Below are 14,028 nucleotides of genomic sequence, written 5' to 3'. Positions count from 1 at the left end.
ACACCGCGCGGGGCGTCAGTCCTTGGCGAGGACGAAGGACGCGCGCTGCAGCGGCTCGCCCGGGGCCTTGGCCTCCAGGAGGTACGTCCCCGGAGCGGCCTTCCCGGCCGGCGGGGTCGCGCAGCCCGGGGCGCTCCTGGTGCGCTTCCAGTCGATGGTGCGGATCACCGTCTGCCCCGCCGGGACCTTGAAGAAGAGGCTGCCGGACGCGGTCGGGCAGTCCTTCGAGGACCACACCTGGTCGTCGTCGTCCCCGCTCGCGTCGGTGACGGTGAGCACCACGGTCTTCGGGCCGAGGTCGGCCTTGCAGTCGCCGGTGGACGTGTTCTTCGCGATCAGCTCGAACTTCGGGGTTTCCTCGGGGTCGTACGTCACCTTGGTGCGCACGCTCAACTGCACGGCGGCGGGGCGGCAGTCGGGGAGCGCGGAGTTCGCGGGGACCTGGACGCCCGCCGTGCCGCCGGCCGACGCGGCGGCGCCGCCGGCCGTGTCCGCGGAGGCCTGCGCACCGGCGGAGGGGCTCGCGCTCGGATCGCCGCCGTCACCGTTCGAGCCGTCGGACGAACCGTCGGACGCTCCGTCAGAACCGTCACCGGACCCGCCCGCGCCGCCCGACTCGTGGCGCCCGCCGGGCTGTTGGCTGATGGCAGGCCCGGATTCGGCGGGGCCGGGGGTGATCGAACGCGCGGGCTCGGTGCTGCCGGGCTTGGCGTCGGGCGGGCTCTTCCTGCCCGCGCCGGGCAGGAAGACCCAGGCGAGCAGCGCGGCGAGCAGCGCAACCAGAATCGCCGCTACCACCCTCCGTCGCCAGTAGATGCTGGAGGGAAGCGGGCCGACCGGTTTGCGCAGAGATCCCACGTCGCAAACTGTACGAGAGATCGTGGCCAACTCCCGCCCCACCCGCCGCTCCGATCGTCAACTTTTACGGATCATCATTCCGCGAGGGCCTGTTGACGGCTGCCGAGTACCTCTCGCGCGACGCGCACACCGGGCAAGCACGGAGATACCGTCACAGAGCGGGTATACCGCACAGAGGGGACAGAACGGGTGGCGTTGTTCGCCCAGAGGTCTCGCCGGGTGGCGACACCCCCGCGCCCGTGACCGCCGCCGCGCCGTCCGTGCCAGGATCGTAGGTGCGATGACTGCCACGACTTCGACACACACGCCCCCCGCTTCCCTCCTCCACACCCCCGTCATCGGGTGGTTCGAGCAGCACGCCCGCGATCTGCCCTGGCGCCGCCCCGAGGCGGGCGCCTGGGGCGTGATGGTGAGCGAGTTCATGCTCCAGCAGACCCCGGTGAACCGGGTCCTCCCGGTGTACGAGCAGTGGCTGGCCCGCTGGCCGCGCCCGGCCGACCTGGCCGCCGAGGCGCCGGGCGAGGCGGTCCGCGCCTGGGGCCGGCTCGGCTACCCGCGCCGCGCGCTGCGCCTGCACGGCGCGGCGCAGGCCATAACGGAACGCCACGGCGGCGACGTACCGAGTGAGCACGCCCAACTGCTGGCGCTGCCCGGGATCGGCGAGTACACGGCGGCGGCGGTCGCCTCGTTCGCGTACGGGCAGCGGCACGCGGTGCTCGACACGAACGTCCGCCGGGTGTTCGCGCGGGCGGCCACCGGCATCCAGTACCCGCCGAACGCGACCACCGCCGCCGAGCGCAAGCTCGCCCGCGCCCTGCTGCCCGAGGAGGACGCGCGGGCGGCGGCCTGGGCGGCGGCGACGATGGAGCTCGGCGCGCTGGTCTGCACCGCGAAGAACGAGGACTGCTCGCGCTGCCCGATCGCCTCGCAGTGCGCCTGGCTGCTCGCAGGGAAGCCCGCGCACCAGGGCCCGGCCCGCCGCGGCCAGGCGTACGCCGGTACGGACCGGCAGGTGCGCGGACGGCTCCTCGCGGTGCTCCGCGACTCCGTCGCCCCGGTCTCGCAGGCCGCCCTGGACGCGGTGTGGGACGAGCCGGTGCAGCGCGCCCGCGCCCTGGACGGCCTGGTCGCCGACGGACTGGTGGAACCCCTGGCGAACGGCCTCTACCGGCTGCCGCTGACCTGACCCGGCCCGTCCGGGACGGACCTGTAGCGCTCCGGGCACGGCGAAGCCCCCGGGACCGAACTTCTCGTTCGGTCCCGGGGGCTTCGTGGATCAGCCGTGCTCAGCGCCGGGTGCGATCCCGATCGGTCAGACCGACACGTTGACGGTCCGCAGGAAGTTGACCGGGTTGATCGCCGAGCCGTAGTTGGCCGTGGTCCGGACCTCGAAGTGCAGGTGCGGGCCGCTGGAGTTACCGGTGTTGCCGGAGAGGCCGATCTCCTGGCCGGTCTTCACGGTCTGGCCGATACGGACGTCGATCTTCGACAGGTGCGCGTACTGCGTGTACTTGCCGTTGGCGTGCTTGATCACGATCGCGTTGCCGTACGCCGGGCCGTCGCCGCCACCGTTCGGGCCGGCCTTGACGACCGTACCGGTGTGGGCCGCGTGGACCGGGGTGCCGATCGGCACCGCGAAGTCCTGGCCGGAGTGCTTGTGGGCCCAGCGGTCGCCACCGGTGCCGTAGGTGGCACTCAGGGTGTAGTGCTTCACCGGGACCTGCCACGAGGCGGCGTTCTTCTTCGCGGCGGCCTGCTTGGCGGCTGCGGCCTTCTTGGCCGTGTCGGCCTGCTCCGCGGCGGACTTCTTCGCGTCCACGGCGGCCTTGCTCTGGGCGGACGCCTGCTTGGCGACCGCGTCGGCGGTGGTGGCACTGGTGAGGGCGACGGTGCCCGTGGTGCCGGAGGCGAACGCCGCGCCAGCACCCAGGACCATCGACGCTCCCAGACCGGCGGCCAGGACAGCGCCACGGACACGAGAGGTGGACGGGCGGGTGGGGGTCGTAACGCGCTTCGACATACGAGTAGGTCCTCCGAAGATGGGGGGCTCCCCGGTCGTTCTGTCCGGGGGGCGAAACCCGAGCGTTTGTCCGGGCTTGCTCCACCTTGGTAACCCGCCCCGCAGCGATGCTCAAGTACCCCATCTACGAGGCAAAGCCGTAGATCGGACACCGGGAATCGGGGGCGGGACGTCCCGCCGGCGAGGCCGCGCGAGCCCCCGGGGACCCGCCGCCACGCGCCGCTAAACCCCAGGTCGAAAGGGCCGGACCCGGACACGGCCCCAGAATCGCGGCTGATCGTTTCGACTTTCGAAGGTCCCGGCCGCCTCCGGGACCAAAGACCTTCCGGCGATCCCGAGCGTCATTACGAAGTCCCCTAGTAGGCTCGAAACGGCCTGTGCGCCTTGTCACCGCCGGTGGGACCAAGGGATGTCCGCTTCGGGACCTTCGGCACGCCACGTCAATGCGCCGCCGAGGCCGGCGGCGTCGGGGGATGCCATGAGTACCGACGAGAACCACCCGGTGGACCGGATCGAACTGGCCGACGCCGTCGAATCCGTCCGGAATCAGCTCGTCGAGGCCGCGGCCCGCGCCACCGGCCGCCCCGTCGTCTTCGGCGTGGGCGACATCCAGATGGAGTTCACCGTGGAGCTCCGCAAGGAGGCCAAGGCGGGCGGCAAGGTCAAGGCCTGGGTGGTCGAGGCAGGCGCCGACGCCTCCCGCACCACCGGCACCACGCACAAGGTCGCCTTCACCCTGAGCCCCCGCAAGGCCGACGGCTCCGGCCCGCTGGAGATCGGCAACGACGCCCCCGGCGGCAGCACCGCCCACTTCGGACGGGGGCGCGGCGGCGAGTGAGCACCCGTCCCCGCCCCGTACGCCCGACGGACCGCACCGTCGTGGTCCAGTCCGCCCGCCAGGGCAGCGGGGTGCTGCTCACCGACCGGCTGGTGCTGACCTGCGCGCACGTACTCGGCGGCGAGGCGCTGGCGTCGATCGCACACCCGGACCGGCCGGACCCCGTGCCCGGCCGCGTCCTCTGGGTGAGCGCCAAGCGGGACGCGGCGCTCCTGCTGGCCGACAGCCCGCTGCTGCCCGTCCCGCCCGTGCGCCTCGGTGTACTCGCCACGGCCCAGGCCCTCCCCCACTGCGAGATCACCGGCTTCCCCGAGATCCAGCGGTACGGCTCCGACCGCCATCTGGAGGCCGACCAGTACACCGCCACCGTGGTGCCCCTGGCGGGCCTCCTCCGCAACCTCCTGGCCTGCGACCTGGACAGCCCGCCCCCGGTCGCGGACGAGGACGGCGAGGCGCTGCTGAGCGGCCTCTCCGGCGGCCCGGTCTTCGCCGGGGCGGTCCTCCTCGGCCTCGCCCGCCAGATACCTCCCCGACGTGACGGACGACGGGTGGAGTGCGTCTCGCTGCGCCCCGTGCTGGAGTCGGCGGGCTTCCGCCAGGCATACGAACAGACCACCGGATCACAGCCCCGTACAGAACACGTGCACGGCAACCACCCGGCCGACATCCGCTACGAGGAGGAGTACGCGGACGCCCTCGGCGCTGCCTACCGCCGCACCAGGATCTTCGGGCTGGACGAGCTGGGCCGCCGCGACTCCGAGTGGGACCTGGACACCGCCTACCTGAGCCTGGAGGCGGAGACCGGCGGGCGGTGGGCCCGCAAGGACCGCCGCCGACCGGACCGCGCCTCGGCGTCCTCACCGCGTCGCGTCGAAGAGCTCCTGACCGACCGCCCCCGGGTTCTGCTCCGGGGCGACGCGGGAGCCGGGAAAACCACCCTGCTGTGGTGGCTGGCCGCGCACGCCTCGGCCGGGACGCTGCCGGACCGGCTGGGCGCCTTGAACGGCCTCGTCCCCTTCGTCGTCCCCCTGCGCACCCTCCGGGCCCGCAGCGAGGAGCTGCCCGCCCCCGCAGGCCTCCCGGGGGCCGCCCGGCTGGCCGTGGACGCCGCACCGGACGGCTGGGCCGGGCGCGTACTGGAGTCCGGCCGTGGCCTCCTCTTGGTGGACGGGCTGGACGAGGTGCCGTCCACCGAGCGGGAGGAGGCGTACGCCTGGCTCTCGCGCCTCCTCGCCCGCTTCCCCACGACCCGCTGCGTGGCCACCGTCCGCCCGCTCGCCGTCGAACCGGACTGGCTGGCCGCCGAGGGCTTCGAGGAGCTGCGGCTGCTGCCCCTGCGGAACGAGGACGTCCAGGCGTTCGTGGCGGCCTGGCACAAGGCCGCACGGCTGAACGACGACGACCACCAGCGCCTGCGCGAGCTGGAACACGACCTCGCCAGGCAGTTCCGCACCAACCGCACGCTGAGCGACCTGGCGCGTACGCCCCTGCTGTGCGCGGTGATCTGTGCCCTGCACCGCCGGCAGGAGGGCTTCCTCCCGAACACCCGGTGGAAGCTCTACCGGTCGTCGCTCGACATGCTTCTGGGCAACCGGGACCAGCGGCGGGGCATCGCGGACCCCGAGGGCATCACCATGGAAGTGGAGGAGCAGGCACTGCTCCTCCAGCGGATCGCGATCTGGCTGGTGCGCGAGGGCCAGACGGAGTTCTCCCGCGAGCAGGCCCTGCGCCAGCTGGACCGAGCGCTGGCGAGCATGGAGCGGGTGCGGAAACAGGGGACGACCGACGCGATCCTGACCCATCTGCTCAATCGCAGCGGTCTTCTCCAGGAACGCGCCGAGGACCTCTACCAGTTCACCCACCGCACCTTTCAGGACTACCTGGCGGCTGCCGAGTTCGTCGAGTCGGACCAGATCAACGAACTGCTCCGGTCCGCCGAGGACGAGTCGTGGGCGGACGTGATCGAGCTGGCGGCCGGCCACTGCGGCCGACGCGAGATCGGCGAGCTGGTCAACGGCCTGCTGGACCGGGCGGAGGGGTACGCCCCCGGCCTCCTCGCCCTCGATGCCGAGCTCGTCCCGAAGACCCGTGTGCTCGCCGCCCTCTGCGCCCAGCACGCGACACTGCTGGACGACGGGACGCGGCGCAGGGTACGCAGTGCGCTCACCGGGCTCTTCCCGCCCCGCCTGCCGTCCATGGCGAAGCTGCTCGGGTCCCTCGGTCCCGATGCGCTGACCTACCTGCGGGGGCCGTCCACCATCCGGTCCGACAGCATCGGCACGGAATTCATCGCCCGGCTGCTCGGCGAGGTCGGCGGACCGGAGGCCCTGTCGTACGCCCGCGACTGGGTCGCGGCCTCACCAAGGGCAGCCCGCGTGCTGGCCTCCGGCTGGACGAGCTTCCCCACCGAGGAGTTCGCGAAGGACGTGCTGGGCAAGGGAGATCTCAGGGGGGTGTACCTGACCATCCGCTCCCGTGCCGAGCTGAGGGCGCTACCTCATCTCGGCTCTCTCGGGCACTCTGTCGGCGTCACCCTCGGCGGCCCCTTCACCGACGCCGAGCTGCGGCACGGGCTGTCCGAGGCCGCTCCCGGAATCCTGGGCCACCTCGGGAATCCCCTGCTCCGCGACCTCTCGACGCTGCGCCACGGCGAGAACCTCAGGCATCTCACGGTCGACGGCTGCCCCGGGGTCACCGATCTCTCGCCGCTCAAGGAATGGTCCGCCCTCCAGGAGGTCAATCTCGATGTCAGCCGGCTCCCGTGGGACCGGCTCACCGCTCTGCGGGACGTGGCGAGTCTGAACGCGCTGGAACTCCGCTCCCCGACAGGACGCCTGAGCGACTTCCCGCCCATCCCCCACCTCCGGCATCTGGCCCTGCTGCGAAGCAGCGTGATGGAACTCGGCGATCTACGGGGGTGGTCCTCGCTCCAGTCCTTGCGGTTGCCCACGGTGACCTCGCTGTCCTCGCTGGTCGACTCGCTCCGCACCGCCCCGAGCCTCACCGAGGTCGAAGTGACCCAACCCCGCGTCGAGCCGTGGCCGCGAGCCGAGCCCGTCACGCAGGTACGCAAACTCTCCTTCGGGGTCGGCCCGGGCCCCGGTAACGACCTGCGGGGGCTCCCCGACCTGTTTCCGTCCCTCCGATCCCTCACGCTGACCTGTCACACAGAGGTCCGGATCGACCTGGAACCCCTGCGCGGGCAGGACGGGCTGAACGTGAAGGTGATCTGGCTGACAGCCAGGGGGCAGCTCTTCGGCGCCGAGCTCATGGGCGACCGCCTGTCCGTCGAGGACCGCTTCTGAACCCCCTCCTCCCCGCACACGAGAAGCTGCCCCGGACCGATACCGGTCCGGGGCAGCTTCTTCACCTCACGCGAGCGGACTCACGCGCTCACGCCTGAACTACGACGCGTCCTTCTGCATGTTCGGTCCCGCGCCACCGGCGGCCGACTCGACCGGCGGGACGTCGGGCAGGGCCGACTTCTCCTCGCCGCGGAACGAGAACTTCTTCTCGTCGCCTTCGCCCTCCGTGCCGACGACCACGATGTGGCCGGGGCGCAGCTCGCCGAAGAGGATCTTCTCGGAGAGGACGTCCTCGATCTCGCGCTGGATCGTCCGGCGCAGCGGCCGGGCGCCCATCACGGGGTCGTAGCCCTTCTTCGCGAGCAGGTTCTTCGCGTCCGTGCTGAGCTCGATGCCCATGTCACGGTCCTTGAGACGCTCATCCACCTTGGCGACCATGAGGTCGACGATCTGGATGATGTCTTCCTGGCTGAGCTGGTGGAAGACGACGGTGTCGTCGACACGGTTCAGGAACTCGGGCCGGAAGTGCTGCTTGAGCTCTTCGTTGACCTTGACCTTCATCCGGTCGTAGTTCGTCTTGACGTCGCCCTGGGCGGCGAAGCCCAGGTTGAAGCCCTTCGAGATGTCCCGGGTCCCGAGGTTGGTCGTCATGATGATGACCGTGTTCTTGAAGTCCACGACCCGGCCCTGGGAGTCGGTCAGGCGACCGTCTTCCAGAATCTGGAGCAGGGAATTGAAGATATCGGGGTGGGCCTTCTCGACCTCGTCGAAGAGGACGACGGAGAACGGCTTGCGGCGCACCTTCTCGGTGAGCTGGCCGCCCTCTTCGTAGCCCACGTAGCCGGGAGGCGAACCGAAGAGGCGGGAAACCGTGTGCTTCTCGCTGAACTCCGACATGTCGAGGGAGATCAGCGCGTCCTCGTCGCCGAAGAGGAATTCGGCGAGCGTCTTGGAGAGCTCGGTCTTACCGACGCCGGACGGGCCGGCGAAGATGAACGAGCCGCCGGGGCGCTTCGGGTCCTTCAGGCCGGCCCGCGTACGGCGGATCGCCTGGGAAAGGGCCTTGATGGCGTCCTTCTGGCCGATGACGCGCTTGTGGAGCTCGTCCTCCATGCGCAGCAGACGGGAGGACTCCTCCTCCGTCAGCTTGAAGACCGGAATGCCGGTGGCGGTCGCCAGGACCTCGGCGATGAGCTCGCCGTCGACCTCGGCGACGACGTCCATGTCGCCGGCCTTCCATTCCTTCTCGCGCTTGGTCTTCGCGGCCAGCAGCTGCTTCTCCTTGTCGCGGAGGGAAGCTGCCTTCTCGAAGTCCTGGGAGTCGATCGCCGACTCCTTGTCGCGGCGGACGCCCGCGATCTTCTCGTCGAACTCGCGGAGGTCCGGCGGCGCGGTCATCCGGCGGATGCGCATCCGGGAGCCGGCCTCGTCGATCAGGTCGATCGCCTTGTCCGGGAGGAAGCGGTCCGAGATGTACCGGTCGGCCAGGGTGGCGGCCTGGACCAGTGCCTCGTCGGTGATGGAGACGCGGTGGTGGGCCTCGTAGCGGTCGCGCAGGCCCTTGAGGATCTCGATGGTGTGCGGCAGCGACGGCTCCGCGACCTGGATGGGCTGGAAGCGGCGCTCGAGCGCGGCGTCCTTCTCCAGGTGCTTGCGGTACTCGTCGAGCGTGGTCGCACCGATGGTCTGGAGCTCACCACGGGCCAGCATCGGCTTCAGGATGCTCGCGGCGTCGATCGCGCCCTCGGCGGCACCCGCACCCACGAGGGTGTGGAGCTCGTCGATGAACAGGATGATGTCGCCGCGGGTGCGGATCTCCTTGAGGACCTTCTTCAGGCGCTCCTCGAAGTCACCGCGGTACCGGGAGCCGGCGACCAGGGCGCCGAGGTCCAGGGTGTAGAGGTGCTTGTCCTTGAGGGTCTCAGGCACCTCACCCTTGACGATCGCCTGGGCCAGGCCCTCGACGACCGCCGTCTTGCCGACGCCGGGCTCACCGATGAGGACCGGGTTGTTCTTGGTCCGGCGGGACAGCACCTGCATGACCCGCTCGATCTCCTTCTCGCGCCCGATGACCGGGTCGAGCTTGGATTCGCGGGCGGCCTGGGTGAGGTTGCGGCCGAACTGGTCCAGCACCAGGGAGGTGGAGGGGGTGCCCTCGGCGGGACCGCCTGCGGTGGCGGCCTCCTTGCTGGTGGAGTAACCGGAGAGCAGCTGGATGACCTGCTGCCGCACCCGGTTGAGGTCGGCACCCAGCTTCACCAGGACCTGCGCGGCGACACCTTCGCCCTCGCGGATCAGGCCGAGCAGGATGTGCTCGGTGCCGATGTAGTTGTGGCCGAGCTGGAGGGCCTCGCGGAGCGACAGCTCCAGGACCTTCTTGGCTCGGGGCGTGAAGGGGATGTGGCCGGACGGGGCCTGCTGGCCCTGGCCGATGATCTCCTCCACCTGCTGGCGGACCGCCTCGAGCGAAATCCCGAGGCTCTCCAGGGCCTTAGCGGCGACACCCTCACCCTCGTGGATAAGGCCCAGGAGAATGTGTTCGGTGCCGATGTAGTTGTGGTTGAGCATCCGGGCTTCTTCCTGAGCCAGGACGACAACCCGCCGCGCGCGGTCGGTGAACCTCTCGAACATCGTTAATCGCTCCTCAGAGCGGTCAGGCAGTTAGGGGTCGGTCCCCTCCCTGTCCTTCCGCAGCTTAGTCCCGCAAGCGGGGACCGCTCATTCCAACTGCCGACCGGATCACCCCCGCAGCAGCGAGGAAACCTTGCCGATCAGCCGACACCTGCTCCAACCCGATGGTGCGAGACGATGTTCCCGCAGGCCAGGCAGATACCCCTGTCACCACTACGCCGGTGGCGAACGTGAGACGCCCCGGTCCTCGTGTCGCCCCTTCCCACCAGTCATGTCTTACCCGCAATTACAGACAGTCCATGCGGCGCGCGCCCGTCTCCTCCGCTACGGGCGAACAACCGCGTGGCGCCGGACGCTCCCCGCACGCCCTTGACCGGAACCCTTCGTGGCGTTCCGCGCACCGTGCGTGACGCCCGTCGCCTTCCGGGGCCTCTCGCGGGCGGGCCTCGTACGGCGGCGGAAGACCCTCGCGTAACCCGGAGGGCGGTCCGGCGGTTCATCGCACATGAGCCCCATCGTCCCGTCTCCCCGCGCCCCGCAGCGGGCCGACACGTCGGCACTGGTCCCGTCGGGTCGCGGGTCGGACCCGGACGCGGGAACGCGCCGGGAGGCCGGGGACGCACGGCACGCGGAGAGCGCCGCCCCGGCCGTGGAGCGCTGGTGCGAGCACGTGGAGCGGTGGTACGAGGACGGTCTCGGCTGGGCGACCGACCGGGGCCGCCCGCCGGCGCTGCTGACCGGGGTGCGCTTCGACGTACTGGAGCTGCCCGCGGCGGCGGGCCGCGCGGTGCTGCGCCGGTTCGGACGCACCGGTCCCGTGGCGGTGGCGCGGGGGCGGATGCTGCTGCTCGTGGCGGCCGGGAGCGCGGAGGAACTTCCCGCGCTCCTGGACTGGCTGGAGTGGGGCGGCATCGCACTGGATCTCGTGGGCATCGGAGCCGGTGGCAGGATCACCGCACCGGCACCGCACGGGGCGCCGTGGCCCCGTCAGCCGGGGGCCGCGCTCTGGCTGCGGCCCCCCGGACCGCCGCGAGGCGCGGACCTTTTCCTTCCGGCCCTCGCGGGTTTCGGGAGCAGGGGTGGGGATGCTCCCGATCTCGTGCGACTGGTGGACATGGCGGCGACGGAATGCCACCGGGTCCGTCTGAGGCGTTCCCGGGTACGTCCGCCGGCCGACCGGCCATCGAGTCAGCCGTTGGCCTGCTCGTAGGCCTCGCGAATGTCGGCGGGCACGCGACCGCGGTCGTTCACGTTGTGGCCGTTCTCGCGGGCCCACTTCCGGATCTCGGCCGTGTCCTTGTTGCCGCCGGTGCCGGTACCGAGCGCACGGCCCTTGCGGCCCGTGGCGGCACGGCCGCCGGTGCGGCGTCCGCTCTTGGTGTACGGCTCGAGAAGGCCACGGAGCTTGTCCGCGTTGGCCGTGGTGAGGTCGATCTCGTAGGTCTTGCCGTCCAGCGCGAACGTGACGGTCTCGTTCGCCTCGCCGCCGTCGAGGTCGTCAACAAGAAGGACCTGAACCTTCTGCGCCACGAGATATCCTTTCATCGAAAATGGAGTACGCGGAAAGGAAACCGCTTTTCCCGGGAAAACACAAACCCCAGGGAGAGGTTCAGGACCCGGGGAACACGGGAAACGGGCGCGTATCGGACATAGGGACTCGGCGCAGTTCTACCGCTCACAGGTGCAGAAGCATCCGGCTGTTGCCCAAGGTGTTCGGCTTCACCCGTTCGAGACCGAGGAACTCGGCGACACCCTCGTCATAGGAACGCAGCAGCTCACTGTAGACATCCGTGTCGACCGGCGTCTCGCCGATCTCCACGAAGCCGTGCTTGGCGAAGAAGTCGACTTCGAAGGTCAGACAGAAAACCCGGCGGACCCCGAGCCAGCGCGCGGTCTGCAACAGCTTGTCGAGAACCTGGTGGCCCACTCCGGTGCCCTTGACCCGGCGATCGACCGCGAGAGTTCGCACTTCGGCGAGGTCTTCCCACATCACGTGGAGTGCACCGCATCCGACGACCCGCGCGTCCTGGTCGCGTTCCGCGACCCAGAACTCCTGGATGTCCTCGTAAAGGGTGACCGTCGCTTTGTCCAGGAGGATGCCGTCGGTCACGTAGCCGTCGAGCAGCCGGCGCACCGCTCCCACATCGCTGGTCCTGGCACGGCGGACGGTGATGGCGGGCTTTTCGACCGCCGAGTCGGTTTCACCTTCGGTTTCCGACTCGCTTTGCGTCAGGTCTGCAGACATGTCCCGACGCTATCGCCCGCCGTCCTCGGCCGTGCCATCGGCCGGGTCTTGTGCGGGGAGTTCGGTGGGAACTTCAGGGGTGGGTCCGGTGGAGACTTCGGGAGTGGGTTCGGCGGGAAGTCCGGGGGTGGGTCCGGTGGGGACTTCGCCGGGAACTCCCACCGGGTCGTCGGACGTGCCGTCGCCCCTGCCTGCCGCCGTACCGCCCGCCGCGGCGCCCCCCGTGCCCGCGGGTGGCGCCGGTTGCGCCACCACACCGCCCGCACCGGGGGAAACGATCCGCACGGCGTCCCTGAGGGCCTCCCGCTGCTCCGCGGACATCATGCCGAAGAAGGCGACGAGAGCGGCGGCGGGGTTGTCGCTCCGCGACCAGGCGTCGTTCATCAGTGCGGCCGAGTAGGCGGCGCGCGTGGAGACGGCCGTATATCGATAAGCCCGGCCGTCGACTTCCCTGCGGACCCACCCCTTCTGGTGAAGGTTGTCCATAACCGTCATGACGGTGGTGTAAGCGATCGAGCGCTCGCGCTGAAGGTCTTCCAGGACTTCTCGCACGGTGACGGGTCGGTTCCATTGCCAGACGCGCGTCATCACGGCGTCTTCCAGCTCTCCCAATTGACGGGGCACACGGCCACCTTAATGCGAGATGTCCGAAATGAGTAGTTATTTTTCTCGGGAGACCCACCCCCGGAGAACACGGGGAGAAGCCAGGGAACCCTGTGGGCGACGAAAAGGAGCGCACGGCTCGATGCGAGTCGTGCGCTCTTGGAGTGCGCCGGGTTGTGCACGTGACATGGGGGGCGCGAATTATGCGCCGCACGCCCGTCTTGGCGGCCGATAACCGTCCGCACGGTCGGTTGTTCCGGACGGAAGACGCGGAAGGCACGGAAGGCGCAAGATGCGGAAGGCCCAAGACGCCGGAAGGCCCGAGAAGCGGAAGACGGCGCGACTCCGGGATACCCGCACCGGAGAAAACGGGCGCGCCGACGCCGGAACGCGGGATGAATCAGGATCCGCACCGGGCCGAACCCCTGATACCGGGCGTCGGATACCGGGCACCGGATACCGCCACGGGGGCCGGCCACCCGCGAACACCTGCATAGCGGCACGGCATACCCGGCACGCATAGGGGCGCGGCACAGGAGGCGCCGCTCACGGGCGCGCGCGTATACGACCACCGGATGCGCGGCGGGGGCACCCGCCCCTGCGGGGAAACCGGCCGGGGAACGGGAACGGACTGAGGCGCCCGGTGAATGCGCCGCTCAGGCGCTTTCGGCGGCCGGGGTCGGGCGGGCGGCCTCGGCGCGGGCGAGGGCGGCGTCCACGGCCGCGTCCTCCTTGGCCTTGTTCGGCCCGCCCTGGCTTTTCACGATCGTCATCACGAGCCGGATGAAGAATGCGGCCATCACGACAGGCGGAATGAGCGCCTTCACGTAGTCCATGCCGTCCAGAGTAGCGAGCGCGGTACGGCGGCCCGCAGCACCCCTCCCGGTGGGTCGGGGGCCGGGCCGCCGTAGTCACGGGGGCGCGCCGGGCGGTCAGCCGGCGGCGCGGTGCTCCTCCGGCGGCGGCACCGGGCGGCGGCGCGGCGGGAAGACCTCGGACGGCTTGGGCATCGGGCGGTCGCCCGGCACCGGCGGCCGGGACGGGGCGGCCGGGCTCGCGGGGCGCTGGGGCTCCGCCGCCGCACGGCCGCCCGGCAGGGCGAGCAGCCGGCTGCGGGGGCCCGGCGCGGTGAGGGCGGCGCCGCGGCCCGCCAGCCGGGCCCGCACCGAGCGTTCGGCGAGCACCTGGCAGCGTTCCAGGAGCGCCGCCGCGACCGGTCTGCCGCGCAGCGCCCGCAGGGCGGCGAGGTCGTCCGCCTTGGGGTCGTAACCGGCGGCCAGGGCGTCCTGGAGGAGCTCCAGGTAGCCGGTGACGGAACCGGGGAGGGCGGCGCGGTAGCGGGCGAGGTCGGCGAGGAGGAACGCGCGGAGCCGGCCCGCCTCGCCGACCGCATCGTCCACCGCTCCCGCGAGCCGCAGGCAGTCCTGGACATCCTCGTCGGGCAAGGGCATGGGGTGGAGGGCAACGGCGAGAGCGCGTCGGAGTACCCGCAGCTCGTCCGCGCCGAACGCCATGCCGCCTCGTGAAC

General features: G+C 70.9%; 12 protein-coding genes. 4 read left to right on the top strand and 8 right to left on the bottom strand.

Annotated features, from left to right (window positions below; translation table 11 throughout):
* Window positions 1-15 precede the first annotated feature (15 nt).
* Window positions 16-858: a hypothetical protein gene (locus ACFWEE_RS18560; protein ID WP_386890340.1), complete on the bottom strand. Its 843-nt coding sequence runs from the start codon at window positions 856-858 to the stop codon at window positions 16-18.
* A 280-nt stretch (window positions 859-1,138) separates the two neighbouring features.
* On the opposite strand from ACFWEE_RS18560, the gene ACFWEE_RS18555 reads away from it, so the two are divergent.
* A complete protein-coding gene (locus tag ACFWEE_RS18555) occupies window positions 1,139-2,044 on the top strand; it encodes an A/G-specific adenine glycosylase (RefSeq protein WP_386890338.1) in 906 nt (301 codons plus the stop codon).
* Window positions 2,045-2,170: 126 nt separating this feature from the next.
* On the opposite strand, the gene ACFWEE_RS18550 is transcribed toward ACFWEE_RS18555, so the two are convergent.
* A complete protein-coding gene (locus ACFWEE_RS18550) occupies window positions 2,171-2,878 on the bottom strand; it encodes a M23 family metallopeptidase (protein WP_386890337.1) in 708 nt (235 codons plus the stop codon).
* A gap of 478 nt (window positions 2,879-3,356) precedes the next feature.
* Here ACFWEE_RS18550 and ACFWEE_RS18545 point away from each other — a divergent pair, with 478 nt between their 5' ends.
* Together ACFWEE_RS18545 and ACFWEE_RS18540 are read left to right on the top strand one after the other, a co-directional pair.
* Window positions 3,357-3,716 (top strand): trypco2 family protein, encoded by a 360-nt coding sequence (locus ACFWEE_RS18545; RefSeq protein ID WP_386890335.1) that lies wholly within the window; start codon window positions 3,357-3,359, stop codon window positions 3,714-3,716.
* Complete coding sequence (locus ACFWEE_RS18540; protein WP_386890334.1) at window positions 3,713-7,021, top strand: NACHT domain-containing protein; 3,309 nt, start codon at window positions 3,713-3,715, stop codon at window positions 7,019-7,021. Before ACFWEE_RS18545 ends, ACFWEE_RS18540 begins: the two co-directional genes overlap by 4 nt.
* Before the next feature lie 99 nt (window positions 7,022-7,120).
* Here the strand turns inward: ACFWEE_RS18540 and ACFWEE_RS18535 are convergent, their stop codons facing one another.
* A complete protein-coding gene (locus ACFWEE_RS18535; RefSeq protein WP_386890333.1) occupies window positions 7,121-9,652 on the bottom strand; it encodes an ATP-dependent Clp protease ATP-binding subunit in 2,532 nt (843 codons plus the stop codon).
* 505 nt (window positions 9,653-10,157) lie between these two features.
* Between ACFWEE_RS18535 and ACFWEE_RS18530 the strand changes: the two genes are divergently transcribed.
* On the top strand, window positions 10,158-10,862 hold the full coding sequence (locus tag ACFWEE_RS18530) for an SCO3374 family protein (protein WP_386890331.1): 705 nt from the start codon (window positions 10,158-10,160) through the stop codon (window positions 10,860-10,862).
* On the opposite strand, the gene ACFWEE_RS18525 is transcribed toward ACFWEE_RS18530, so the two are convergent.
* The 5 genes from ACFWEE_RS18525 to ACFWEE_RS18505 form a co-directional block, all read right to left on the bottom strand.
* Window positions 10,841-11,182: an Lsr2 family protein gene (locus tag ACFWEE_RS18525; RefSeq protein WP_386890330.1), complete on the bottom strand. Its 342-nt coding sequence runs from the start codon at window positions 11,180-11,182 to the stop codon at window positions 10,841-10,843. The two genes, ACFWEE_RS18530 and ACFWEE_RS18525, sit on opposite strands and share 22 nt — an antisense overlap.
* A 145-nt stretch (window positions 11,183-11,327) precedes the next feature.
* Window positions 11,328-11,897, bottom strand: a complete 570-nt coding sequence (locus tag ACFWEE_RS18520; protein ID WP_386890328.1) for an amino-acid N-acetyltransferase — start codon at window positions 11,895-11,897, stop codon at window positions 11,328-11,330.
* 9 nt (window positions 11,898-11,906) lie between these two features.
* Window positions 11,907-12,485 carry a BlaI/MecI/CopY family transcriptional regulator gene (locus tag ACFWEE_RS18515; RefSeq protein WP_386890366.1) on the bottom strand — a complete coding sequence of 193 codons (579 nt, stop codon included), beginning with the start codon at window positions 12,483-12,485 and terminating at the stop codon, window positions 11,907-11,909.
* Between the two features lie 671 nt (window positions 12,486-13,156).
* Window positions 13,157-13,336, bottom strand: coding sequence for a hypothetical protein (locus ACFWEE_RS18510; protein WP_386890326.1), 180 nt, complete (start codon window positions 13,334-13,336; stop codon window positions 13,157-13,159).
* Between the two features lie 96 nt (window positions 13,337-13,432).
* Window positions 13,433-14,014: a hypothetical protein gene (locus ACFWEE_RS18505; protein WP_386890364.1), complete on the bottom strand. Its 582-nt coding sequence runs from the start codon at window positions 14,012-14,014 to the stop codon at window positions 13,433-13,435.
* Between the last annotated feature and the right edge of the window lie 14 nt (window positions 14,015-14,028).

The organism is Streptomyces sp. NPDC060184, from assembly GCF_042728795.1.
Lineage (GTDB): Bacteria > Actinomycetota > Actinomycetes > Streptomycetales > Streptomycetaceae > Streptomyces.
Note: the sequence above shows the minus strand (reverse complement) of the source record. Positions and strands in the feature narration are given on the sequence as shown.